The 24,645-nt window shown below is 67.9% G+C and carries 17 protein-coding genes; 6 read left to right on the forward strand and 11 right to left on the reverse strand.

Going from position 1 to position 24,645, the window contains the following annotated elements:
• Positions 1 to 59: 59 nt before the first annotated feature.
• The 7 genes from QP089_RS29850 to QP089_RS29880 form a co-directional block, all read right to left on the reverse strand.
• Positions 60 to 1,691 (reverse strand): ricin-type beta-trefoil lectin domain protein, encoded by a 1,632-nt coding sequence (locus tag QP089_RS29850; RefSeq protein WP_285915944.1) that lies wholly within the window; start codon positions 1,689 to 1,691, stop codon positions 60 to 62.
• Positions 1,692 to 1,876: 185 nt separating this feature from the next.
• Positions 1,877 to 3,736, reverse strand: a complete 1,860-nt coding sequence (locus QP089_RS29855) for a family 43 glycosylhydrolase (protein WP_285915946.1) — start codon at positions 3,734 to 3,736, stop codon at positions 1,877 to 1,879.
• 799 nt (positions 3,737 to 4,535) lie between these two features.
• Entirely contained in the window at positions 4,536 to 5,285 is a 750-nt protein-coding gene (locus QP089_RS29860) for a GntR family transcriptional regulator (protein WP_285915948.1), read from the reverse strand.
• Positions 5,282 to 6,886, reverse strand: a complete 1,605-nt coding sequence (locus QP089_RS29865) for a beta-N-acetylhexosaminidase (protein WP_285915950.1) — start codon at positions 6,884 to 6,886, stop codon at positions 5,282 to 5,284. The genes QP089_RS29860 and QP089_RS29865 overlap by 4 nt, the downstream gene beginning before the upstream one ends.
• A gap of 53 nt (positions 6,887 to 6,939) precedes the next feature.
• Complete coding sequence (locus QP089_RS29870; protein ID WP_285915951.1) at positions 6,940 to 7,773, reverse strand: carbohydrate ABC transporter permease; 834 nt, start codon at positions 7,771 to 7,773, stop codon at positions 6,940 to 6,942.
• A complete protein-coding gene (locus QP089_RS29875) occupies positions 7,770 to 8,741 on the reverse strand; it encodes a carbohydrate ABC transporter permease (RefSeq protein WP_285915952.1) in 972 nt (323 codons plus the stop codon). The genes QP089_RS29870 and QP089_RS29875 overlap by 4 nt, the downstream gene beginning before the upstream one ends.
• Positions 8,738 to 10,030 (reverse strand): extracellular solute-binding protein, encoded by a 1,293-nt coding sequence (locus QP089_RS29880; RefSeq protein ID WP_285915954.1) that lies wholly within the window; start codon positions 10,028 to 10,030, stop codon positions 8,738 to 8,740. Before QP089_RS29880 ends, QP089_RS29875 begins: the two co-directional genes overlap by 4 nt.
• A 207-nt stretch (positions 10,031 to 10,237) precedes the next feature.
• Between QP089_RS29880 and QP089_RS29885 the strand changes: the two genes are divergently transcribed.
• Positions 10,238 to 11,668 carry a cellulose binding domain-containing protein gene (locus tag QP089_RS29885; protein WP_285915956.1) on the forward strand — a complete coding sequence of 477 codons (1,431 nt, stop codon included), beginning with the start codon at positions 10,238 to 10,240 and terminating at the stop codon, positions 11,666 to 11,668.
• A gap of 386 nt (positions 11,669 to 12,054) precedes the next feature.
• On the opposite strand, the gene QP089_RS29890 is transcribed toward QP089_RS29885, so the two are convergent.
• The 4 genes from QP089_RS29890 to QP089_RS29905 form a co-directional block, all read right to left on the reverse strand.
• Positions 12,055 to 12,930, reverse strand: a complete 876-nt coding sequence (locus QP089_RS29890; RefSeq protein ID WP_285915957.1) for an aminoglycoside phosphotransferase family protein — start codon at positions 12,928 to 12,930, stop codon at positions 12,055 to 12,057.
• 62 nt (positions 12,931 to 12,992) lie between these two features.
• Positions 12,993 to 14,045 carry a LacI family DNA-binding transcriptional regulator gene (locus QP089_RS29895; RefSeq protein ID WP_285915958.1) on the reverse strand — a complete coding sequence of 351 codons (1,053 nt, stop codon included), beginning with the start codon at positions 14,043 to 14,045 and terminating at the stop codon, positions 12,993 to 12,995.
• 487 nt (positions 14,046 to 14,532) lie between these two features.
• Positions 14,533 to 16,290, reverse strand: coding sequence for a discoidin domain-containing protein (locus QP089_RS29900; protein WP_285915959.1), 1,758 nt, complete (start codon positions 16,288 to 16,290; stop codon positions 14,533 to 14,535).
• A gap of 51 nt (positions 16,291 to 16,341) precedes the next feature.
• On the reverse strand, positions 16,342 to 17,466 hold the full coding sequence (locus QP089_RS29905; RefSeq protein ID WP_285915960.1) for a DUF1996 domain-containing protein: 1,125 nt from the start codon (positions 17,464 to 17,466) through the stop codon (positions 16,342 to 16,344).
• A gap of 422 nt (positions 17,467 to 17,888) precedes the next feature.
• Between QP089_RS29905 and QP089_RS29910 the strand changes: the two genes are divergently transcribed.
• The 5 genes from QP089_RS29910 to QP089_RS29930 all read left to right on the forward strand — a co-directional run bounded on the left by QP089_RS29910 (position 17,889) and on the right by QP089_RS29930 (position 24,565).
• Positions 17,889 to 19,670 (forward strand): pectate lyase-like domain-containing protein, encoded by a 1,782-nt coding sequence (locus QP089_RS29910; protein ID WP_285915961.1) that lies wholly within the window; start codon positions 17,889 to 17,891, stop codon positions 19,668 to 19,670.
• Between the two features lie 267 nt (positions 19,671 to 19,937).
• A complete protein-coding gene (locus tag QP089_RS29915) occupies positions 19,938 to 21,242 on the forward strand; it encodes an ABC transporter substrate-binding protein (RefSeq protein ID WP_285915963.1) in 1,305 nt (434 codons plus the stop codon).
• A gap of 11 nt (positions 21,243 to 21,253) precedes the next feature.
• Complete coding sequence (locus QP089_RS29920) at positions 21,254 to 22,255, forward strand: carbohydrate ABC transporter permease (protein ID WP_285915965.1); 1,002 nt, start codon at positions 21,254 to 21,256, stop codon at positions 22,253 to 22,255.
• A 154-nt stretch (positions 22,256 to 22,409) separates the two neighbouring features.
• Positions 22,410 to 23,192, forward strand: a complete 783-nt coding sequence (locus QP089_RS29925) for a carbohydrate ABC transporter permease (RefSeq protein ID WP_285915966.1) — start codon at positions 22,410 to 22,412, stop codon at positions 23,190 to 23,192.
• Positions 23,193 to 23,209: 17 nt separating this feature from the next.
• Entirely contained in the window at positions 23,210 to 24,565 is a 1,356-nt protein-coding gene (locus QP089_RS29930; RefSeq protein WP_285915967.1) for a GH1 family beta-glucosidase, read from the forward strand.
• Positions 24,566 to 24,645: the final 80 nt, after the last annotated feature.

Here is a 24,645-nt window from a genome sequence, read left to right on the forward strand (position 1 = left end):
AAGCCGGTCAACCGAACAGTCCGGAATCGGACGCCGCCCGCGATGCCGCGGAAGCTCGATCAACCGGTCAGGCCGGTGCACGAGTCGGTGGTGACCAGGACCGCGGCTCTGGGATCGAGGTTGCGGACGTCGAGGGTGACCGAGGTGCCCGTCGTGGTCGCGCTCACCCGGTCCTGGGCACCGATGGGGGCGCATTCCGCGGCGCCGGTGGCCCGGTCGAAGACGGTCAGGACGTTGAGCGGCGCTCCCGCGGTGAGGCTGGTGTTCGGGACCGTGCGGGTCTGCCCGGTGAGGGCGCTGCCGCTGTCGTTCCACAGCAGGGCGGCGAATCGGCCTTGGCCGTTGTCGCCCGCCGCCAGGTCGGGGTGCGCCGGGTCGAGGTAGGCGTTGGTGGACACGTTGCCCAGAGCCTGGTAGGCGGTCAGGGCGCGCAGCTGACCGGAGAAGCCGTAGTGGTCGCCTTCGTTCTGGCCGGCGTTGATCATGTGCTGGAGGTCGACGTAGAAGAGCTGCCTGATGGCGCCGGACAGTTTGCCGTTGCGCTCGGCGTTCCACAGGTCGGCGAGAACGTGGCCGGGCGAGCGCTCCACCTCGTCGGAGACGTTGTCGTCTCCGTACTCGGTGACCCACGTGCCGGCCTTGCCGCCCACGTCGGTGAGCGACCGCCAGCCGCCGTAGGTGTGGTAGGACGCCTGCTGGATCTGCGGGCGGCCGACGGTGTTCTGCCAGATCTGCGAGGTGCGGAAGGCCGTCGCCGGGCCCATCAGGACGCTGGTGTCGTTGCCCACGGCGGCGTAGAGCCGGTCCATGTAGTGGTTCCAGGCGGGCACGTCGTCGGGGTCGGCCACGAACCAGGCGGTGTCGGCTTCGTTGATGGTCTCGATGTATCGGACGTTGGGGTACGTGCGGCGCGTGCGGTCGGCGAAGGCCAGGTAGGGGCCGTCGGCGATCTGTCCGATCGACACGACCGGCTGGCTGCCGCCTCGCGCCCACCAGTTGTCGTAGCCGTCGGTGCAGCAGGCAGCAATGATCATCGGGATGCCGGCCTGGTTGGCCTGGGCGATGAAGCCTTCGACCGCGCCGGGCGTGTTGCGATAGTGGCCGGTCTCGTTGTCCCAGCGGATCCATGCGCTGGGCAGCAGGTCGTGCAGGCGTCGCAGCGAGGCCAGGGTCCGGCCGGCATCGCCGTAGGACAGGTCGGGAATGGCGTAGAGGCCGAGCTTGTCGGGATGGATGGTGGTGTTGCCGAACTGCCCGCCGACGGTGGGCAACTGCCACGACTGGGGCCACTGGCCGTTGCAGTCCCACAGCTGCAGCTGGACGCCGTTGGTCAGGTTTCCCGAGGGCAGGTCCAGACAGCGGCCCGAGGCCGGGTTGAGCAGGACACCGCCCGGCTGCGGCCGCCAGATCTGGTTGCCTCCGCCGTGGCAGTCCCACAGGTGGACCTTGCTTCCGTTCGCGGTGCCGTAGCCCTCGACGTCCATGCACTTGCCCATGGTGCGGATGGTGCCGTCGCCCGCCACGGTCCAGGACTGGTCCGCCACGCCCAGGCAGTTCCAGATCTGGACGGGCGCGCCGGTGGCTCCGGTGTCGTCGCCGGCGACGTCGATGCACCGGCCCGCGCTGCCCGGTCCGCGGATCGGCCCGGCCGCCTCGGCGGCCAAGGCGCTGACCGGGGGGAACGCTGCCATCGGCAGGGCGACGGTTAGGCAGCCGGCGATTCGCCGCAGCCCTGACCGGGCGCGGGGGCGGGAACCGGGGCCGTGCGGGCGCCCGGGCGGGGTGGGAGTGAACATCCGGAGTCCTTTCGCCGGTCGGACGCCGTGCAGGCGTCGGCCGGCGGTCGGTCGTGCCTGCACGGCGTGCTGGAAGGGGCTCAGTAGACCTCGGCGCGGTCGAAGCCGATGTAGGTGGCTTGCGACGCCGAGCTCTTGGTACCGGTGTTGCGGATCCGCAGGACATGCGTGCCCGCGCCGAGTTGCGGGCTGACCCACAGGACCCGCTCGCCGTCGCGGACCGGGCCGTAGTAGTCGACGGTGACCTCGGGCCCGTTGTCGATCGACAGGGCGGCGATGCCGTTGCCGACGTCGCGCACGCCGAGCAACGCGATCTTGGTGCCGGTGAAGGTGATCGTGGCGGCGGCCCCGCTTTGATCGGTGTAGTGGTCGTTCCCCCGGTAGCACTGGACCCCGCACGAGGTGCCCGCGCTCCAGTTCCCGGAGTACCGCACCGAGCCGGTGCCGCCGCCGGCGGGCAGGTGCCAGCTCTGCGGCCACTGGTTGTTGCAGTCGTAGATCTGCAGTTGCGTCCCGTTGGCGGTGTTGCCGGCGTTGAGGTCGAGGCAGCGTCCAGACGCCGGGTTCTTCAGCGACCCGTTGGACTGGGCCTGCCAGATCTGGTTCGTGCCGCCGTGGCAGTCCCACAGATGGATCTTGCTGAAGTTGGCGGTGCCGTAGCCCTCGACGTCCATGCACTTGCCCATGGACCGGATCGTGCCGTCGCCCATGAGGGTCCACTGCTGGTCCCGGGAGCCCTGGCAGTCCCACAACTGCACCGCTGCTCCGGTGGCGGCGGTGTCGTCCCCGCTGACGTCGATGCACTTGCCGGCGTCCCCCGGCCCCCGGATCGGGCCGGTCGGCGCGCCACCACCGATGTCGGTGTCGTTGATGACCTTGGGTGCGGGGCCGGGGTCGCCGGAGGGCAGTGCCAGATCAGCGCCCTTGGCTACGGGCGCGCCGAAGTTGGGGGTGCCATCGGCGTTCCAGGTGAACCGCTGGGCCCGGGTGTCGCGACCGGCGTAGGTGTTGTCGCCGCTGGCGCCGGTGTTCTTGGCCTGGTAGACGATCCAGTCCTCGGTGCCGTCCGGCGAGGTGAAGAAGCCGTTGCTCCCCACGCTCCAGACACCGGCGTCGGGATTGCTGGCGAATACGGTGCCGTGGTTGCGCCAGCTCCCGCTGTTCATCGGGTCGTCGCCGTCGGCGATGGACAGCATCTTGATCTGATAGTCCGGCTTGCCGGTGTCGCATACGGAGTAGGTGAGGAAGGTGCGGCCGTTGCGGTGGATCGTCGCCGGCGCCTCGGCGACGGTGTCGCACAGGTCGACCGGCATCTCATAGCTCGCTCCGGTCAGGGTCCACGGGTTGGCCATCGGGGCGATCCGCAGCCGGTCGAAGCCGCAGCAGTGGCCCGACGCCCAGACGAAGTACAGCGATCCGTTGTGCGTGAACGGCACGCCGTCGATCCCGAAGTAGCTGCTGCTGGGATCGTTGAGCTGCGCCTTGTAGTGGTACGGGCCTGTGGGGCGCGCGCCCTGGGAGACCAGCCCGTCGGACTCCAGCACCTGCATGTGGTGCTTGAAGATGTCTCCGTCGTCACCGGTCCAGTAGACGTACCAGTGGTCGTTGAGGTCGGCGAAGGCCGGTGCCCAGATGTCGTGGTTGCGACTGGGGTCGTTCTCGGTCCAGATGACGTTGGCCGGCGCCGCCAGCAACCGGCCGAGGCTGTCGGCGTCGCGCATCCGGATCGTGTTGTCACCGGCCACTTCGACGGCGTAGTAGCGCCCCTTGTACTGGGTGATGAACGGGTCCGGGGCCGGGCTCAGCGGATTGCGGAACGTGTTGGCCGGCGCCGCCGCAGCGCTCTGCGGCGGAGCGGCGACGGCGACCAGCGACGCGGCGGCGACGACGGCGAGCAGGCAGCGCCAGAGCCAGGAGGGTCGGCGATGGTGTCTGACCATCGAGTTACCTTTCGTGAGGCCGTACGGCGAGGGCTGCGGCGTGGGCCGTCGGATGGCCGCACGCAGAAGCGCAGGCGAGGGCACGGCATGGAAGCGCTCCCATGATGGGCAGCAAGAGACGAAGAGGAACAAGGACGAGATAGGCACAGCGGTTGCCGATCTCTGACCGACACCTCCGGATCGGCGCCAGGGAGGCCACCGAGGGGTCAGTCGCACCGGCGCATGCAGGCTCACACCTATGGCTCGCCACACCGCCTGGTCGAGACAGCAGAGCTCGCAGCGGACACGACGGCGAAAACCTTAAGCGGAGACTGGCGAGGGAGAGTCAGGCGATCGGCTCATACACACTCCTTGGGCGTTGATCGACCCCCGAGAGCAGCGATCTCCAGCCTGGACCACATTTGACCATAATTGCAAGTTTTAGATCAGTTTGGTTATCGGTCCGGGCGCAACGGCACTCCTGGGGCCAGGTCAGTTCGCCTGGTGCAGGGGCCTGGACGAAGCGCCCCGGCCGGGTGAGGGCTCGTTCTCCTGAGCCGATCGAATCACGGCACGTCGGTTCCCCTATCCCCTGAGCTGTGCGGGCGCGCGGTCCGCACAGTCCGAGACGGCGCGCGGCTGGGTGCGTCGGGCCGAGACCGACGCTGGCGCCCGTCCAGGAGCCGCGACCAAGGGATCGGCCGCGCGCGACCGGCCAGAGACAGAAACTGACCGCGGTCATCGACGCGTTCCACAAGGTCGTTCGGGGGTGGAGCGGATCTGCCGGGTGCCGCCTGAGCACAGCACCAAGATCGCACCGTCAGCCGGAGGTGGCGTCGAAGCGGAGTTTGGAGGTGATGCGGTAGCGGTCTCCGCGGTAGATGGAGCGGACGTGTTCGACGATGCGACCGGTGGCGTCTTTGGTGGTGCGTTCGATGCTGAGGGCGGGGGTGTAGACGGGGACGTCGAGCAGGTCGGCTTGGTCGGGATTGGTGACGGTCGGCTCGATGGTCTGTATCGCGTCGGTGACCAGGATGCCGTAGCGGTCGCGGAGCAGGTGGTAGAAGTTGCCGGCTTCCATGTCGTGGGGCTGCAGGCCGGGCAGCAGGTCGGCGGGGAGTTGGAGGTGTTCGATGGCGATGGGTTCGTCGTCGACGAACCGGACCCGGACGATCCGCAGTATGGGGGCGTCGGCGGCGACGTGGAGCCGCGTCGCGCGGGTGGGTCCGGCGGGGGCGGTGGTGAATTCGACGACGTGGCTGGTCCACTTGCCTTCGGCCGGGGGGACGCCCAGCGCGTTGGTGGCGTTGGCGGCGAGTTCCTGGGTGACCTTGTGGGGGCTGGTGAAGGTGCCGCGGCCGTAGTGGCGGGTCAGCAGGCCGGTGCGGGTCAGTTCTTCGATGGCGGCGCGCACGGTGGGCCGGGAGACGCCCAGGTCCGCCGCGAGCTGCCGTTCGGAGGGCAGCCCGGTGCCGGGGCCGGCGTCGTCGATGATGTCGAGTAGGTGCCGCATGACCAGGTCGCGTTTGGCGGTGGCGGGCTTTCGTGCGCTGCGGTCGGCGGGGCTCACGGGTTCATCGTCTCAGTGCGTCCGGACGCGGGAGTGTCCGGCCACCAGGTGCGCGGCCGGGGTATCGCCCCGAGTGCCTGTAGTCGTTGCAGGTGAGGGGCGAGGCGCGTACGGAAGTCGTCGAGGTCGTGGGGGCCGTTGGTCCAGACGACTTCGGCGAAGGCGCACAGGCGTGGGTAGGCGAGGTGCAGGACGTGGTCGGAGGTCGGGGCGAACTCGGTCCAGATCTGCGCTTGGGCCCCCAGCACGCTGGGACGGTGCCCGTTGCCGGCGCGGGCAGCCGGTAGACCGCCGGCCAGGGGGTCGTAGGCGTAGACGTCGGCGAGGGTGGTGATCAGGTCGGGGTGCCCGGGTGGTTCGTGGGCGGCGGTGCTCTGCCGGTAGTCGAGGTAGGTCCAGCGGTGCGGAGCCATGATGACCTGATGTTTTCGTCCCAGAGCGAGGGCTCCGTGGCCGGGGTCGCGCCATGCGGTCAGCACCATGTCTTCGGGCAGTCGGTCGGTGAGTTCGCCGGTCTCGTCCCAGCAGACCGCGGTGCGGCCGCGGGCGGCCAGGAAGTCGCGCATCTCGGTGAGGAACCATCCGTGCAGGCTGGAGACGTCGTCCAGCCCTAGCTGCGCGGCGCGTTTCACCGCGTCGTGGTTGTGCTCCCATTGGACGGTGGGGCACTCCTCGCCGCCGATGTGAATGTGCTGTGACGGGAAGATCTCCATTGTGGCGTCCAGCACCCGGCGGCAGAAGTCCAGTGCCGCGTCGTGCACGCCGAAGATGTTTTCGTTGATCCCCCAGCTCGTCCAGACCGGGAGGCGCGCGTCGGGGTGGTTGCCCAGGTGCGGGTAGGCGGCCAGGGCCGCCTGCGCGTGGCCGGGCATCTCGATTTCGGGCATGATCGTCACGCCGCGTTCGGCGGCGTGGGCGACGAGGCGGCGGAGTTGGCCACGGGTGTAGTAGCCGCCGTGGGGGGTGCCGTCGAAGCGGGTGCTGCCGGACCGCCCGATCATGGACTCGCCGCGCCAGGCGCCGACGCGGGTGAGCTCGGGCAGTTCCTCGATCTCGATGCGCCATCCCTGGTCGTCGGTCAGGTGCAGGTGCAGGACGTTCAGGTGGTGGAGCGCGAGTTGGTCGATGAACTCATGGAGGAATTCCACAGGCATGAAGTGGCGGGCCACGTCCAGCATCACTCCGCGCCATGGCAACCGGGGTTGATCGTGGATGTGCAGGCAGGGCCACCGCCAGTCGCCCGGCGGCCCTGCGGTGCGCGCGCCTGCGTCCCGCGCCGCCAGTGCGGTGGACGGCAGCAGTTGTCTCAGGGTCTGGACGCCGTTGCGCAGTCCGTCGACGCCGGTCGCGGTGAGTGTGACCTGGTCGGGGGCGATGCTGAGGTCGTAGCCGCCGGGCGACCGGTCCTCGCGGCCCGGTGCCGGGAGGAGTTCCAGGTGGATGCGCGGCCCGGTCCCGGTGCGCGGCCGGGATCCGCCGAGGTATCCGGAGAGGAGCTCTGCGGACTGTTCGGCGCCGGGGCCGGCGGTCAAGTGCAGTTCCGGCGGGATGAAGAACCAGCCGGGTTCGCGGGTGAGCTGTGCGGGACGAGGGATGATCACGTGGGTCCTTTACGCAGGCAGCACGGACGGCGAGTGCGCTGGGGGTGGCGCGGTCAGCCTTTGACGGCGCCGGAGGTCATGCCGGCCACCAGGCGTCTCTGCAGGATCATGAAAAAGATCACGACCGGGAGCGCGAACAGCGTCGAGCCGGCGATGAGGCCGCCGTAGTCGGTGCCGCCACTGGTGTGGAAGGAAGCCAGCCAGACGGGCAGGGTGTAGCGGGTCTGGTCCTTCATGATCACGTAGGCGAAGATGTAGTCGTTCCAGGCGGTGATCAGTGCGAAGACGCTGGTGGCGATGATGCCGGGCATGACCAGGGGCAGCAGGATGCGGCGGATGACGGTGGCCCGTCCGGCGCCGTCGACCATGGCGGCCTCTTCGAGCTCCGGAGGGATGCCGTGCAGGAAGCCGCGTAGCGTCCAGGTGGTGAACGGCAGGACGAACGCCACGTAGGTCAGGGTCAGGCCGATGAGACTGTTGAGCATGTTCAGGCTCTGCAGGCCGAGGAAGATCGGGATCACCAGGGCGGGCTGCGGCACCATCTGGGCCAGCAGGATGGTGATGAGGAATCCGCGGCGTCCGGGGAAGCGGAACCGGGTGAGCGCGACCGCGGCCAGGAAAGCCACGGAGATGGAGATCGCGACGACCGAGGCGGCAACGATCAGGCTGTTGCGCAGGTAGTCGAGGAAATGGGGTCTGGTGACCGCGTCGGCGAAGTTGTGCAGGGTGAGCGGATAGGGCAGGAACTTCGGAGTCGAGGACTGGATGTCGGCGGCGGGTTTGAAGGCGGTGTTGACCATCCAGTAGACCGGGAACGCCCAGATCAGGCAGAACAGGGTCGCGATGCCGTTGAGCAGCACCCGGCGGGGGCGGACGGCGGTGGTCACGAAGTCTCCTCCCCGAGCCTGACCAGCCGGGTCAGGTGGCGGATGGTCAGGCCTATGAGCAGCACGACGGCGATGACGGCGATCGCCGCGCCGCGGCCGAAGGCGTTGGCGCTGAAGGCCTTGGCGAAGCCCCAGACGACGATCGTCGTGGTGGCGGTGCCGGGGCCGCCGTGGGTGAGGATCCAGATCTGGGTGAAGACGTTGAAGTCCCAGATGATCGACATGATCGTCACCAGCAGCAGGATCGGCCGCAGGAACGGCAGGGTGATCGCCCGGAACGCGCTGACCGGGCCGGCGCCGTCGATCGCGGCCGCCTCGTAGTACTCGCGCGGGATCTGGCTGAGCCCCGCGTACAGCGTCAACGCCACGAAGGGCACCGCCTGCCAGACCACCAGCAGCCACACCACCAGCAGCGCCGACCATGACCTGGCCGTCCAGTCGTACTGGTGCAGGTCCCCGAACAATCCGGTGGCGGTCAGGGACCAGTTCGCCACCCCGTACATCGGCTGGAACAGCCACTGCCAGACCAGGGTCGCCGCGACGGTCGGCATGGCCCATGCGGTGATGAGGCACAGCGCCACGGTGGTGCGCATGCGGCGGCCGAGCCGCGTCATCATCACCGCGACGCCCAGGCCGATGACCAGCGTCCCCGCCACCAGCGTGGCGCACAGCAGCACGGTCCGCGCCAGTACCGGCCACAGTTGCCCGTCGGTCAGCACGGCCCGGTAGTTGGCCCATCCGATCCAGCCACTGTGGCCGGAGAACAGCGCGCGCAGCCCGTAGTCCTGGCCGGAGATGACCACCAGGCGGACCAGCGGGTATCCCAGCACGGCGGAGAACAGGACCGCGGCGGGTGCCACCAGCCCGTAGGGGAATGCCCGGCGTGCCCAGCGCCGCCGGGCACGCCTTGTCCCGGCGGCCTGGCCGGGGGCGATCCCGATGACCGGTGGACGGGTGGACGTCGTCATTGGCCTGAGGTGTTCAGGGCCTGGTCGAGGTGGCCGTCGAAGCTCCTGGCCGCCTCGGCGGTGGACGTGCGGCCGGTGGCGATGTCGGCGAAGAACCCGTTGATCGACTTGTCGGTCTCCACGGTCGCCCAGCCGGGGGTGGCGGGCGTCGCGACGCTGTTCGCTGCCGCGGTGAGGAACGCGGCGGCGGTGGGCGCGAGGCCGCCGCGGGTCTGGTCGATCAGCTGGGTGGAGATCGGGGTCCAGCCGTCCACCCCGACGATGTCGTTCTTCTGGATGCCCGGGCTGGTGGCGGCCTTGAGCCAGGCCAGCGCGAGCGCCTGGTTGCGGCTCTTGGCGGCGATGGCCAGGTCCGAACCGCCCAGGAACACGGGCTGGGACTTGCCCGGTGTCGCGCTGGGGAACGGGAAGGTGCCGATCCGGTTCTTCATCGTCGGGTGCGCCTTGACGATCTGGGAGATGGAGGTGTCGACGATCGCGGCGGCCCTGCCCTGCCCGAACAGGGCCCGCTGATCGGGCGTCACGTTGTCGACGTTGCGGGAGGCCGGCACCGAGTAGCTGTTCTGGAAGTTCTTCCACGCCTGCAGGCCGCGCTGTGCCTGCGCCGACTCCAGCGCGCCCTGCCAGCGTCCCCCGGATTGGGAGGCCAACTGCCCACCGGCGTCCCAGACGAACTGGACCGCCGAATGCCATTCGCGGCCGGGCAGGTAGAGGGCGGAGAAGTCCGCGGCACCGTCCCCGTGCGCCTTCTTGATCTTGTCGAGGTCGGCGGCGAACTCGGTGAGCGTCGCGGGCGGCCGGGTCACCCCGGCCTTGGCCCAGATGTCCTTGTTGTAGATGACCGCCCGGTTGCCGGCGAACAGGGGCGCCGCGTACGTCTTGCCATCCACCGTCGCGGGGCCGACCAGCCCCGGCAGCCACGTCTGCCCACCCGACAACTCGGCTCGGTGCCGGGTGAGGTCGCTCAGCCCGCCGTTGGCCGCGAACAGCGGCACATCGGTGTTGCCGAGGTCGAGCACGTCCGGCGGATCGCTCTGCGCCAGCGCCGTGGTGATCTTGGTGTTGATGTCATCCCACTGCTGGATCTGCACGTTCACCCTGGCGCCGGTGGCCTGGGTGAACGCCTTGTTGATGGCGGCGACCGTCGTGTCGGTCAGATCGCCGTCCATCAGCCAGACGGTCAGCGTCCGGTCGGCGGACGGCTTGTCCTGCGCGTCCGATCCGCCGCCGCACGCGGTGGCGGTGATGGCGAGCGCGGCCAGCGGCACGGCGAGGTGATGCACCTTCATAGATCCTCCCGGGTCGTTCGACCCACGAAGCCCCTGTGGCGTTGCGCAGACCTTCTCACTTGACCACTGGTAAGGCAAGGCCTCACCGCTCGCCTATTTTTGGGGCCTTGACAACGAGAAGGACAGCATCCACCTTGTCATTTGGCTGCACTTCAGTTGACCAGTGGTCAGATATTGGTTCGGGGGACCGTCTTCTGAGGAGAGAAGATGTCGCTAGGCAACCCGCTCCGAAGTTCGCTGCGCGGCTCCCTGCGGAGCCCGCTGGGCCGCGGCCTGACGGCCGGGGGGTCCGCCCTCACGCTCGCCCTCGCCGCGGCCGCCGCCTACCCGGCGGTGCGGGCCGCACACGCCGACGCCGCACCCCCGATCACGGTGCGATACAAGACCGGCCAGACCAGCGGCAGCGCCGGTGAGATCGAGCCGTGGCTGGAGATCGTCAACACCTCCACCGCACCGATCCCGCTCAGCGCCATCAAGGTGCGCTACTACTTCACCGCCGACGCCCCGGTCCCCTACACCTTCGCCTGCGCCTGGGCTCGGCCCGGTTGCGCCAACCTCAGCGCGTCCGTCGCGGCGATCAGCAACCCCGCCTCCACCGCCGACCATTACCTGCAGATCGGCTTCGCCGCCGGCGCGGGCACCCTCGCGCCCGGTGCCGATACCGGTGACCTGCAACTGCGGCTCTACCGCAGCGACTGGCAGAACGTCGACCAGTCCAACGACTACTCCTTCAACGGCGCCGACACCGCGTACACCGCCAACGACCACGTCACCGCCTATGACGATGGCGCACTCGTATGGGGCACCGACCCCACCGGCGCCAGTCCACCGACCTCCCCACCGCCCACCTCGCCGCCCAGCGGCCAAGCCCTGTTCGACGACTTCTCCTACGCCGGTCCGAGCGACTCCGGGCTGGCCGCCCACGGGTGGAGCGTGCGCACGGGCGGCGGTGGACCCGGCATCGCGGGCACCTGGTCGGCCAACGCGATCAGCTTCCCGGCCGACTCCACCGCCCAAGGCGGGAAGGTCATGCAACTTCAGGCCACCACCGACGGCACCATGGCCGGCACCACCCAGGCCGAGATCGACACCAGCCAGCGTAAGTTCTTCGAAGGCACCTACGCCGCCCGCGTCTACTTCAATGACGCGCCTACCACTGGGCAGGACGGCGACCACGTCAACCAGACTTTCTACACCATCACCCCCGACGACTCCCTCTACAGCGAGCTGGACAACGAGTACCTGCCCAACGGTGGCTGGGGCGCGCCCGGCCCGACCCTCTACACCACCACTTGGTACAGCGCCGACGCCATGGACCGGCAGACCCACAACGTCATCAACAGCCTGCAGGGATGGCACACGCTCCAGATGACTGTCAACGCCGGAACCGTCACCTACTACGTCGACGGCCAGCCCTACTTCAGCACCACCGGCAAGTACTACCCCCGCGAAAAGATGACCATCGACTTCAACGAATGGTTCATCGACCTACCCTTCACCGGCGCACGAACCTGGAATGAAAAGGTCAACTGGGTCTACTTCAACGCCGGCACCCTCACCCCCGGCCAGGTCACCACGGCCGTCAACGGCTACTACGCCAACGGCACCCACTTCACCGACACCGTCCCCAACGGCTGACCACGACCCGCGCGGCAGCATCCCGAGTTGGACGCCCGTCCCACGACCGCCCGCCACGCACCGCGCGGTGGGCGGTCTCCAGGCGACCCCCCGGTGCCGGCACCTCGTTCCGGACGCCGCGGCTTGATGGTGCCGGAAGATCGACAACGTATGGTCACCGGTGACGCAACGGACGACGAACTCTCCTCCGACTACCAACTCGTCGAGATCACCGGCCGTCCGCGACGCCATACAAGCCGTCCCCACCGGCACCGAGTTCAAGGCGATGCCCGGTGCGGTGATCATCAAATCGGCTTACCATTGCCGACGCTATCAATTTTTTCCAACCGTTCTGAGGCCGCGCCAAAGGCCAGGACAGCGACCCAGACGCGCGAACCGGCCGGGGATCAACTACCGTGATCGCGGTCCGCCAAGATTTCATCGATCACGCGGAGGTTGACCGCAGTTCGCTTCCTGTCCCTGTCGATATCTTCGACCAAGCCGATCAACGCCTTCCATAGCGCCCATCCGCGGGCTCCCGCCCAGATGTCGCGATCCTGACCGACAGCGCTACGAAATGCCACGCGACTGTCGCCGAAGAACATCGTCCAGGAGATCACCAGATCACACGCAGGATCACCGACCCCCGATGTCCCAAAATCGATGACCGCAGCCAGCCTTCCGTCCCGAACCAGCAGATTTCCACTGGCGAGATCGCCGTGGAACCACACCGGCCGTTCCGTCCAGGCCGACGCCAAAGCGGCGTCCCACATCGCCGACACCCGGTCTGTGACGATACGCCCCTTCAGCCTGGCGATGCAGCGGCGGGTCTCCTCGTCATAATAAGCTGGCGACGTGCCCCGATAGAAGCTGTGGGCACCCGCCGCCGGTCCGTCCGTTGCATCAACGTCCTGCAGGGCGAGAATGAATCCTGCGACCGACACCGCGAACTCGGACAAGTCTTCGATGCGGTCGAGCGCCGCAATTTGTCCTTTTACCCAACGGCGAATCGACCAGCTGAACGGGTAGCCGTGCCCCGGGGATCCCTTGACCAGCGGCGCCGGAATCACAACCGGCAACTTTGGCGCGAGAATAGGCAGCCATCGATGCTCCTTCTCGATCGCCGGAGCGTAGTGCGCTGCGGTCGGAAGGCGCACCGACATCTCTTGGCCAAGACGGTAAGTACGGTTGTCCCAACCGTCGATCTCAACCGGCATCACTTTCCCCACGGCGCAACGGATTTTCGCACCGCCGATCTCGCCGAGCCGGACAACGGTGCGCATTCGCAGGGTACGGTGCAGGCACGGAAGGCGGGGACCGCGAGCGGAGCCGCTAAGGACCCCGCTCAAGAGGACTGTCGCACCACGAGGGTCGGATCGAAGACGACGGAGGTCACCCGGCCGGAGGGTCGCTCGAGCTGGTTGAGCAGCAGGTCGACCATCTCCCCCACCATTTCCTCCACGGGCTGGCGGACGGTGGTGAGCTGCGGCCGGCCGGCCAGCGCCGCACTGCTGTCGTCGTAACCGACCACGGCCACGTCCTCCGGCACCCGGCGGCCATGGTCGCGCAGCACCAGCACCGCACCGTGGGCCATCAGGTCATTGGCGGCGAAGACGCCGTCCACATCCGGGCATTCGCGTAGCAGCCTCTCCATCGCCGCCTGGCCGCCGGCTTGGGTGAAATCACTCTCAACGAAGCCGACGCATGGAAGGTCGTGCCGAACCAGCGCCTCCTGAAAGCCGACCAGGCGTTCCTGCGCAGCAGGAACATCGAGAGGGCCGGCGATGGCGGCGATTCTTGTCCGCCCCCGTGACACCAGGTGATCGGCTGCCAGTTTCGCCCCGTCGCGGTGCGCGCAGTCGACATAGCTGGTGCGAACCGGCTGTGTCGGTTTGGCGAACAAGACGGTGGGCTGCCCGGCGTCGACCAGCATTCGCGGCAGCGGATCACTGCCTCGCATGGACACGACCAGCGCTCCGTCGCAACTGCCCTCTCGCAGACGCGCCACCACCTCGGAACGAGCTCCCGGGCTGTCGGCCAGCATGAGGACCAGTTGGCTGCCCCGAGACCGCAAGGAACCCAATGCTCCTGCGACCACGCGCCCGAAGAAGGGGTCCTCGAACAGCGCGGGCGCAGGCTCCTCTCGGCTCTCTTCTTCACCGACTCCGGAGATGATCAAAGCCACTGTGCCGGTGCGCCGCGTCACCAGCGAGCGGGCTGCTCGGTTGGGCGCATACCCCGTGGTGGCCACGGCCTTCCAGACGGCCTCCTGAATCTCGGGGCTGACATTGCGTATCCCGTTGACCACTCGCGAGACCGTGGCCCGTGACACGCCGGCCACCCGAGCGACATCTTCCAAGGTGGGCGTCCCCTGTGCGCTCCGGCCCCCGTTGCTCATGATGGCTTTATAGCAGGCTGGGAGAGCGTTCTCCAAGAGGTCTTCGGCTCTTCGATGCTCAAGCGCGCGGATGGCGAGTCCACTGTGAGCCGGGCAAGGGGCAGGTTAACCCGCTGCCCACCTCGCGAAGGTTCTCACGAGCGAGTTTCTCGAGGCATGTCGAATCGACCGTTCTCCCGGCGTGAGCATGGTGCCTCGGAGCCGGAACCCCGACGGGCGCAGGGTTGCTTTCTCCCGCGACCCCCTACAACTCGCGATTAGGGTGCTGCCATTCTCCAGCGGGAGCGCTCTTTCCCTAACTACTGGGATTCCATGGGGTCGGTGCTCTTGCCGAGGGGCCGGGGGGCTGGCACGCGCTTGCGGAGCTCGTGCGCTGGCAGGGGCGGCCGCTGCGGTCCGGGGATCGCCCGAACCGCAGCGGCTCGTCAGCCCGTCACCCATGGCCAGTCCGTATTCCCAACGACATGGGCTGGGGCAAGCGTGTGTCTCAGTTGTAAATACCGAACTCGTAGAGGGAGTAGCCGTACGCGGTGCCGCGGGCGGTGCCATTTATGCGGACGTAGCGGCCGCTGCCGTTGACATCGAAGTCGTCAATGCCGCCGTTGCCGTCGGTCACCTGGTGGATGGTCTGCCAGTTCGTTCCGTCGTCGGAGGTCTGGATGGTGTAGGCCTTGGCGTAGGAGGTCTCCCAGTTGAGCTGGATGTGCCGGAACGATTGGATGGAGCCGAGGTCGACCTGGAGCCACTGCGGATCGCTCCAGTCACTGGCCCAGCGGGTCTGGGAATTGCCGTCGACGGCGCCGGCGGCGGTGCAGGGGCAGTCACCACCGCCGGTCTGGTAGGAGGAGGCCGTGGCGGTCTTGCCCAGGGCGATGTCGGTGCCATCGACGGGGGGCGCCACCACACGCACGGAGCGGCTCTCGATGCCCATGTTGCCATTGCCGTCGGTGACCTTGAGGTAGATCTTCCAGGCACCGGTCTTGTCCGGGGCGGTGACCTTGAAATGGCCGGAGCCTTCGTCGGTGGACTGCAGCGGCGTCAGGTCCTTGCCCTTGTCGACGTACATGCTGTTGCCCAGGACCTGGTAGGACAGGGCGTCCCCGTCGGGGTCGGTGACCTTGGTGGTGAGGGTGAGGTCGCCGCCGGCGGGGACCATGGAGGCGTCGCCGTCGATGCTCATCGCCGAGATGACGGGCGGGGTGTTGTCGTGGGAGGTGTCGCCGCCGTAGGCCTTCTTCACGGCGTAGTACGACAGCCGCTTGAGATCGGCGGGCCGGAGGTTGAACCAGATGCCGCCGAAGTCGTTCTCGGTGCCGTAGTGGAACATCGTGGCGCCGAGCGCGACGCCCTTATGGCCGGTGATACAGCCCCATGCCTTGGTGTACCCGTCGGCTTTGCCCTGATCGGTGGGCTCGTCGGGGATGCCGTTGGCGTCGTTGGGCACCTCCCACTCGCCGGCCGGCCCTGTTTCGGTGACGATGTACGGCTTGGTGTAGCCCCCTTGTTCCCAGGCGGCCTTGACATCGCACACCGCCCGGTAGGCGTTGACGGCGTACAGGTCGAGGTCGGGGGCGTTCTTCTTGAAGTAGGGCCAGGCGCCGACCCATGCGTCGGTGGAGGTGACGGGGTGGTCGGGGTCGATGGAGTGGATCTCCTTGGCGATGTCGTCGACGAAGGAGGTGTAGGCGTCGCGCTGTTTCTCCAGTTCGTCCCCGCTGTAGCAGTTCTGCAGGCCGAGCACCGACTCGTTGCCGACGTCCCACATCAGCACGCCCGGGTTGTCCTTGTAGGTCTGGACCCACTTGGGGAATTCCTCGAGCATCTGGTTCTTGTAGGCGGTGTCGGTGACGTAGTTGACGCAGCCGCCGCTGCCTGGGCCGCCGCCGGGCTGCAGCCAGAAGCCGGCGATGACCTTGATGCCGTGAGCGGCCGCCGAGTCGAAGAGGGGCTTGCTGGTGGCGTCGGTGCCCCACGTGCGGATCGTGTTGACGCCCATGGACTGCAGATCGGGCATGTACTTGTCGGCGTCCGCGATGGACGGCCCCCAGGTCAGGCCCTTGATCTCGTACGGGGAGCCGTTCACCGAGAGCTGCCAGTCGCCCTGTGAACCGGTCACTTTCACGACGTCGCCGGCAGCCTTGGCCTGCTGGGCGGGGAGCGCGATCATCCCCGCGGCGAGCAGGCCCGCGGCGAGCGAGGCGGCCACGCGCCCGGATGACGGGCGGTGCGTGCGAAGCGTGTTCATGCGGATACCTCCTACGGGGTGGGAGTGATGGAGGTGAGCAGCGATTCGGCTTTAGGTTGCGGACGGTCGGGGCAGCTCGTAGTTCTCGTCGAGCGCCGCACCCGCCTCCGGGTGGGTCTGGTCGTAGCCGCGGGCGTCGCACTGCAGGCCCCCGACGATGCAGTGGTCGACCAGCGCCTTGAGCGTCGCGTCGTCCCATGCGTTGAAGAAGTCGTAGTGGAAGGAGTAGCTCGGTCCACTGGCCAGCCGTAGCCGGGCGAGGTCTCCGTTGACCGGGAACGCCATTTTGAACTCGATCATCGGCAGCGCGACCGGATGGTCAGCCGGGCAGACGTTGTCGTTGGTACCGGGCTTGACCTGGGGGTAGGCCATGTGGCTCTTGTGGTCCGGCGTGTCCAGGTATTTTCCGTCCCAGCAACTGGGGGCCTGGAAGCGGATGTTGAGCTGGACGTCTGCGGTGCTGGGGCAGTCGGTGGGGAAGGCGACGTTGAAGTAGCTGTTGCCGCATTCCCAGCCTTCGACGAAACCGGGGCTGTTGCGGAATTCGTCGGCCGTCTGCATGGGACTGCCCACGACGAACCGGAGGCCTTTGGGGAAGGGCCGGACGCTGGTGTAGTCGGTGACGCCGGCCTTGTAGTAGATCGTCTGCGGGCCGACCGGAAGCACCGGTGTGTCGCCGTTGAACAGGGTGGGCATCCAGTAGCCGGACTTGTCCCCGGGGGCCTTGCAGGTCGTGGTGCCCGCGTCGAGCGACGCCGTTGTGCTGTAGGCGTCGGTGGTGGTGTTGCCCATGAACGTGTGATCATGGGATTTGCCGGGCTGCTGCGGGAAGACGATGGGGTCGTCGGGCCTGGTGTGACTCACCGAGCAGTTGGCCTGGAACTCGTGGAAGTAGCGGTGGGGCGGGTCCTGGGTGGAGGGTGTGACGCCCGTGACCGGCGGATTCACGGGAATGTAGCCGTCGCCGTCAGGGTCGTCGGGTGAGGAGGCCGTTGACGCCGGCATGGCGTGCACCTGACGCATCACCTGCCCGTGATGCGGCGCCATCTGGGCGTTCATGGGCACGGTCGCGGCATTGGCGCTGAGGGCGTGCACGCCCAAGCCGATCGAGGTCAGAACCAGCGTGCCGGACACGAGCAGGCGGGCTATGGGGATGAATTTCGATCTCCGCAGCATGGAGACCTCCTGTCACGTCAGTGCGGACAGTGGCGGGGAGGTTGCGGGGACACGGCATTGTGAAACGACGCCGCGTCACAGACGACCCCGCAGAACGCCGACACTTGCGAGATGGGAGAGCGCTCTCCCGCTGGGAGTGTTCCTCTCGCACTGAACCATGTCAATAGGAGGCGAGCATCTCCCTTTCCGGCACCAGCCCACGGCTGGCACCCTCGCAGACATCCCCCACCAGAGGCGCTCCCAGGTAGTTGCTGCTATGGGCTGCTGATTCTCGAGTCCTGGACAGCGGCGAGGAGAACGAAGTCGCCCAATCAGCCCACGTACGGCCCTTGACGCGTCCGCCACTTGGATGAACCATCTCGAGTCAGGAGAGCGCTCCCTCAGGATTCCATCGTTCAGTTACCTGAACCAGGAGAACCGCAATGCCCACCCCTCTCTCACGCCGTAGCGTTCTCGGCGGGATCGCCGCATCGGCGGCCGCCGCGACGGGGCTCGTGTCGATGTCCGCACCGGCTTCGGCGCGCGCCTCGGCGTCCCCCGCGCAAGCCCGCCGCCGCCTGGCCGGCGGTGGCGACCTCGGCCCCAACGTCATCGTGTTCGGCCCGGACAGCGCCGGCATCCAGAACAAGCTCGACGAGATCTTCAAGCAGCAGGAATCGGCTCAGTTCGGCACCGGCCGCTACGCGCTGCTGTTCAAACCCGGAACCTACAGCGGGCTCAACGCCCAGATCGGCTTCTACACCTCGATCGCCGGGCTGGGCCTGTCCCCCGACGACACCACCATCAACGGCGACGTCACAGTCGATGCGGGCTGGTTCAACGGCAACGCCACGCAGAATTTCTGGCGTTCGGCGGAGAACCTCGCGCTCGTGCCGGTGAACGGCACCGATCGGTGGGCCGTCGCTCAGGCCGCGCCGTTCCGCCGCATGCACGTGCGCGGCAATCTCAACCTCGCTCCCAACGGCTACGGCTGGGCCAGCGGCGGCTACATCGCCGACAGCAAGATCGACGGCAGTGTGGGCCCGTACTCGCAGCAACAGTGGTACACGCGTGACAGTTCGGTCGGCGGATGGGTCAACGGCGTCTGGAACATGGTGTTCTCCGGCGTCGAGGGCGCGCCCGCGCAGAGCTTCCCCGACCCGCCCTACACCACGCTGGACACCACACCCGTCTCGCGCGAGAAGCCGTTCCTGTACGTCGACGGCGCCGACTACAAGGTGTTCCTCCCCGAAAAGAGGACCGCCGCACGAGGCACGACCTGGGGCAGCGGTACTCCGCGCGGCACGTCCGTGCCACTCACCCAGTTCTACGTCGCCCAACCCGGCGTCAGCGCGGCCACCCTCAACGCCGCGCTCGCGCAGGGGCTCGATCTTCTTCTGACCCCGGGCATCTACCATCTGGACGCCCCGATCCAGGTCGATCGCGCGGGCGCGGTGGTGCTCGGCCTCGGCTATGCCACGCTCGTCCCGGACGGCGGAGTGAGCGCACTGAAGGTCGGCGACGTCAGCGGGGTACGCCTGGCCGGCTTCCTCATCGACGCCGGCACCGTCAACTCGCCCACGCTGCTGGAAGTCGGTCCGCAGGGCGCTGCCGCGGACCACTCGGCCGATCCGATCACCGTGCAGGACGTGTTCATCCGGATCGGCGGCGCCGGCCCGGGCCTCGCCACCACCAGCATGGTGATCAACGCCCGGCACACCATCGTCGACCACACGTGGGTATGGCGCGCCGACCATGGCGCGGGCGTCGGCTGGGAGACCAACCGGGCCGACTACGGCGTTCAGGTCAACGGCGACGACGTCCTGATGACCGGCTTGTTCGTGGAGCACTTCAACAAGTACGACGTGCGATGGTCCGGTGAGCGCGGACGCACGATCTTCTTCCAGAACGAGAAGGCCTACGACGCGCCGAACCAGGCCGCGGTCCAGGACGGCGACGTCAGAGGCTATGCCGCCTACAAGGTCGACGGCACCGTGACCGACCACGAGGGCTGGGGGCTGGGTTCCTACTGCAACTACAGCACGGACCCGACCATCCGCCAGGACCATGGCTTCGCCGCCCCGGAAACCCCGGGTGTGAAGTTCCACGACCTGCTGGTGGTGTCGCTCGGGGGCAACGGCCAGTACGAGCACGTCATCAACGACACCGGCGCCGCGACCTCCGGCACCGCGACCAAGCCGTCCACGGTGGTCTCCTACCCCTGAGACATCCGGTCGCGATGCCACGAGCGCCGCCCCGCCGCCCGCAGAGGGCGATATCGGGCGGCGCTCGTGCTGTACGGGGCCGGCACGGCACGCGGGAAGGGGGTCAGACCAACTGGTCGCGCCCACCAGCACTTCAGCGCCGAAACGTCGGCCGAACCCGTCGTTCATGGCGGCAGGGGTTGACCAGACCTTGTAACACGTCTTAAATCATGGCCTAAACCTCTTGTGCCCAGAGGTCGGCCGTCCCCCCATAGAGAGGCCACGATCGTGTCCAAGCTACGTACGACCGCAACCGCGGCTGTCACCGCAGTCGCCCTCGGGGTCCTCGCCGGCTGCGGCGGCGGCTCCGGCGGCGGCAACAGCGACCCGAAGACGCTCACCTACTGGGCGAGCAACCAGGGCGCCGACCTCTCGGTCGACAAGAAGGTCCTCGAGCCGGAGATCCGCAAGTTCGAGCAGCAGACCGGGATCAAAGTGAAGTGGGAGGTCGTCCCCTGGACCGACCTGCTCAAGCGCATCCTGGGCGCCGCCACCTCCGGCCAGGGCCCGGACGTGCTCAACATCGGCAACACCTGGTCGGCCTCCCTCCAGGCGACCGGCGCGCTGCTTCCGTTCGACGACGGCACCTTCGCCAAGGTCGGAGGCAAGGACCGGTTCCTGCCGTCCGCGCTCGCCTCCACCGGAGCCCAGGGCAAGCCCCCGGCCGCCGTCCCGCTCTACTCCCTGGCGTACGGGCTCTACTACAACAAGAAGCGGTTCAAGGAGGCCGGCATCACCAAGCCTCCCGCCACCTGGACGGAACTGGTGGCGACCGCCCAGAAGCTCACCGGGGGCGGTCGTTACGGCCTGGCGGTCGAGGGCGCCAACAACGCCGAGAACGCCCACCACGCGTTCGTGTTCGCCAAGCAGCACGGCGGCGAGTTCTTCGACGCCGCCGGCAAGCCGACCTTCGCCACTCCCCAGACGGTCGCGGGCGTCCTGCAGTACGTCGGCTTCATGGGCAACGACAAGATCGCCGCACCCGGCGACGCCGAGTACGTCCAGAACGAGTCCGTGCGGGACCTGGCCACTGGCAAAGCCGCGATGCTGCTCTGGCAGGCCGCTGGGCAGGCGCTGCAGGCACGCGGAATGAAGCCGGGCGACTACGGGGTCGCGCCCGTTCCGGTGCAGTCAGGCGTCCCCGGGCCCGGCACCAACGTCGACTCCATGGTCGCCGGCATCAATATGGCGGTGTTCAAGGACACCGACAACCTGGACGGCGCGTTGAAGTTCGTGAAGTTCATGACCGGCGACCAGGAGCAGAAGACGCTCAATACCGCCTACGGATCCCTTCCGCCGGTCAAAACGGTCCTGAACGACCCCACCTTCTCCTCGCCGGAGCTGGCCGTTCTGCGTAAGACGCTCAGTGAGAGCGCCGCGCCGCTCCCCCAGGTCCCCAACGAGTCGCAGTTCGAGGAACTGGTCGGCACGGCGATGAAGAAGCTGTTCGCCGATGCCGCGGCCGGCCACCCGATCACCGCCGACTCGGTCCGCAAGCGCCTGGTCGAGGCGCAGCAGCAGATGCCCAAGTGAGGACCTCGCCCGTGACGACGAGCACCTCACTCCATCGGGCGTCCCGCGGCGGCGGGCATGCCGCCGCGGGACGGGACCGCAGGCGGCGCCCGGGTCGGCTTCGCCGCCGGGTCCGCAATGCCGGGGTGCCGTACCTGCTGCTGCTGCCCGCGCTCTTACTGGAACTGCTCATCCATCTCGTGCCGATGGTCGTCGGGATCGTGATGAGCTTCAAGGAGCTGACCCAGTTCTACATCCGCGACTGGGGCCGCGCACCGTGGACCGCGCTGAACAACTACCACCTCGCCGTGGACTTCAACGCCCCCGTCGGGGAGTCATTGTTGCGCTCCTTCGCCGTCACCTGCGCGTTCACCGTGCTGGCCGTGGGGCTGTCCTGGCTGATAGGGACGACCGCGGCGATCGTGATGCAGGACCGCTTCCGCGGCCGTGGCGCCCTCCGCGCACTGTTCCTTACCCCGTACGCACTGCCGGTATACGCGACGGTGATCGTGTGGGCGTTCATGTTCCAGCACGACAACGGGCTGGTGAACCATGTGATCCATGACCAGCTCGGGCTGACGGCGAGTCGGCCGTTCTGGCTCATCGGGAACAACAGCTTCGTCGCGCTGCTGACGGTTTCGGTGTGGCGAACCTGGCCGTTCGCGTTCCTGATCCTGACCGCGGGGCTGCAGAACATCCCGGCGGAACTGTACGAGGCGTCCTCGATCGACGGCGCCGGAATCTGGCAGCAGATCCGGTTGATCACGCTGCCGTCACTGCGGGCGGTCAACCAGGTGCTGGTGCTGGTGCTGTTCCTCTGGACCTTCAACGATTTCAACGTGCCGTACGTGCTGTTCGGCAAGTCGGCACCCGAGGCGGGCGATCTGGTCTCGGTGCACATCTACCAGTCGTCGTTCGTCACCTGGAACTTCGGCACCGGCTCGGCGATGTCGGTCCTGCTGCTGCTGTTCCTGCTCCTGGTGACGGCGATCTATCTGCCGCTGACGTCACGTGCCAGGAGGAGCCTTGGCTAGCAACGCCGCTCACCGACCCGGCAGGCCGAGTTCCTCCGGCAGTCCGGCCTCGCGCCGGAGAGCCCGCCACGGTCCGGTCCGCGCCACCCGGTCTCCGCTGGCGCCACCGCGGTCGTTCGTTCTGACCCGATGCATCGTCCTGGCGCTGCTCACGTTGTTCACCGCACTGCCGGTGTACGTCATGCTGTCCAGCTCGCTCAAGCCGTTGCAGGACGTATCGGGCAAGTGGCGGTGGATTCCAAGCGGCCTCACCATCCGCCCCTACCTCGACATCTGGCGGACAGTCCCGCTCGGCCGCTACTTCCTGAACTCCATGATCGTGTCCGGCGCCGCGACCATTCTCTCGGTGGTGGTCGCGGTGTTCGCCGCGTACGCCGTCAGCCGCTACCGGTTCCGGGGCAGGCGGCTCTTCACGGTCACGGTGCTGTCGACCCAGATGTTCCCCGGCATCCTGTTCCTGCTGCCGCTGTTTCTGATTTTCGTGAACATCGGCAATACGACCGGGATCGTGCTGTACGGCTCACGCACCGGCCTCATCCTCACCTACCTGACTTTCTCCTTGCCGTTTTCGATCTGGATGCTCGTCGGCTACTTCGATTCCATCCCCAAGGGCCTGGACGAAGCCGCCCTCGTGGATGGCTGTGGGGCGCTGGGCGCGCTCTTCCGGATCGTCATCCCGGCTGCGGTTCCCGGCATCGTCGCGGTCGCCATCTACGCGTTCATGACCGCGTGGGGCGAGGTGCTGTTCGCCTCGGTCATGACCAACGACACCACGCGCACCCTCTCGATCGGCCTTCAGGGCTACTCCACCCAGAACGACACCTATTGGAACCAGGTCATGGCCGCCTCTCTGGTCGTGAGCGTTCCCGTGGTCGCCGGGTTCCTGCTCCTCCAGCGCTACCTCATCACCGGCCTCACCGCCGGCGCCGTCAAGTGATCCCAGAAAGGCATTTCATGAACGAGCTCGATGCCCTGCCCGCCGACTTCACCTGGGGCGTGGCCACTTCCGCGTACCAGATCGAGGGCGCGATCACCGAGGACGGGCGGTCCCCGTCCATCTGGGACACCTTTTCCCACACTCCCGGCCGGATCGATGGCGGCGACAACGGCGATGTGGCCTGCGACCACTACCATCGCTGGCAAGAGGACGTGGAGATCATGAAGCGGCTCGGCGTCGACGCCTACCGCTTCTCCATCGCCTGGCCCCGTGTCGTCCCCGACGGACGGGATACGCCGAATCCGGCCGGGCTGGCGTTCTACGACCGTCTTGTCGACGCCCTGCTGGAGGCCGGGATCACCCCCTACCCGACCCTCTACCACTGGGACTTGCCGCAGGTCCTCCAGGATCACGGCGGCTGGGCGGACCGGCGGACGGCCGAGCATTTCGCGGCGTACGCCGAGTACGTCGCCGCGGCCCTCGGCGACCGGGTCACCCATTGGGCCACATTGAACGAGCCGATGTGCGCCGCCTGGATCGGGCATCTCGAGGGCCGGCACGCCCCCGGTCTGACGGACACGGCCGTGGCCGTACCCGCGTCCTACCACCTGTTGCTGGGCCACGGATTGGCGACCCAGGCGATCCGCGCGGTCGCGGCAGGCTCCCGCGTCGGCATCGTCAACCTGCTCAATCCGGCCGAACCGGCCAGCGACAGCGACGCCGACGTACACGCGGCACGTCGCTTCGACGGACACGCCAACCGCTGGTGGCTCGATCCCATCCACGGACTCGGCTTCCCGCAGGACATGATCGAGGTCTATGGCGTGGACCTGCCCGAGCACCCGGGCGACTTGGAGACCATCGCGACACCCACCGACTGGCTGGGCATCAACTACTACAACCCCACTGTGGTCGCCGACGCTCCCGACGGCCCAGCCCCCTACACCAAATTGACCGGCCGGCCTGGGACACGGCAGACGATGCTCGGCTGGGAGATCCGTGCCGAAGGGCTTGAACGGACCCTCCTGCGCGCGACCGACGACTATGGCCCCGGCGAAGTCTACGTCACCGAGAACGGCTCGGCCTGGGCCGACGCAGTCGGGCCCGACGGACAGGTCGCCGACCCTGAGCGCGAACGCTACCTGCGCGAGCATCTGGCGGCCTGCGCCCGCGCCGTTGTGCAGGGCGTCCCGCTGGCCGGCTACTTCGCCTGGTCCCTGCTCGACAATTTCGAATGGGCATACGGCTACGAGGCCCGCTTCGGGCTCGTCCACGTCGACTACGCGACTCAGAAGCGCACTATCAAGGGGAGCGGCCACCGCTACGCCGACATCATCCGCCGACACCGCAACCGCAACCGCCGGGTGGCCTGACCTCGCGCGGAGTCTGGCCGAAGCGCCGCGCTCATCGCCCCTCTCGGCTCCCAGCCTCAGGAGACCTGTGGCTGGGAGCC

This window comes from Actinomadura opuntiae (assembly GCF_030283205.1).
GTDB lineage: Bacteria > Actinomycetota > Actinomycetes > Streptosporangiales > Streptosporangiaceae > Spirillospora.

What these genes read in the sequence shown, in the direction of transcription:
- QP089_RS29850 (WP_285915944.1), bottom strand. Translation starts at nt 1,691, where the DNA reads ATGGCAGCGTTCCCCCCGGTCAGCGCCTTGGCCGCCGAGGCGGCCGGG.
- QP089_RS29855 (WP_285915946.1), bottom strand. Translation starts at nt 3,736, where the DNA reads ATGGTCAGACACCATCGCCGACCCTCCTGGCTCTGGCGCTGCCTGCTC.
- QP089_RS29875 (WP_285915952.1), bottom strand. Translation starts at nt 8,741, where the DNA reads ATGACGACGTCCACCCGTCCACCGGTCATCGGGATCGCCCCCGGCCAG.
- QP089_RS29880 (WP_285915954.1), bottom strand. Translation starts at nt 10,030, where the DNA reads ATGAAGGTGCATCACCTCGCCGTGCCGCTGGCCGCGCTCGCCATCACC.
- QP089_RS29885 (WP_285915956.1), top strand. Translation starts at nt 10,238, where the DNA reads ATGTCGCTAGGCAACCCGCTCCGAAGTTCGCTGCGCGGCTCCCTGCGG.
- QP089_RS29890 (WP_285915957.1), bottom strand. Translation starts at nt 12,930, where the DNA reads ATGCGCACCGTTGTCCGGCTCGGCGAGATCGGCGGTGCGAAAATCCGT.
- QP089_RS29895 (WP_285915958.1), bottom strand. Translation starts at nt 14,045, where the DNA reads ATGAGCAACGGGGGCCGGAGCGCACAGGGGACGCCCACCTTGGAAGAT.
- QP089_RS29900 (WP_285915959.1), bottom strand. Translation starts at nt 16,290, where the DNA reads ATGAACACGCTTCGCACGCACCGCCCGTCATCCGGGCGCGTGGCCGCC.
- QP089_RS29905 (WP_285915960.1), bottom strand. Translation starts at nt 17,466, where the DNA reads ATGCTGCGGAGATCGAAATTCATCCCCATAGCCCGCCTGCTCGTGTCC.
- QP089_RS29910 (WP_285915961.1), top strand. Translation starts at nt 17,889, where the DNA reads ATGCCCACCCCTCTCTCACGCCGTAGCGTTCTCGGCGGGATCGCCGCA.
- QP089_RS29930 (WP_285915967.1), top strand. Translation starts at nt 23,210, where the DNA reads ATGAACGAGCTCGATGCCCTGCCCGCCGACTTCACCTGGGGCGTGGCC.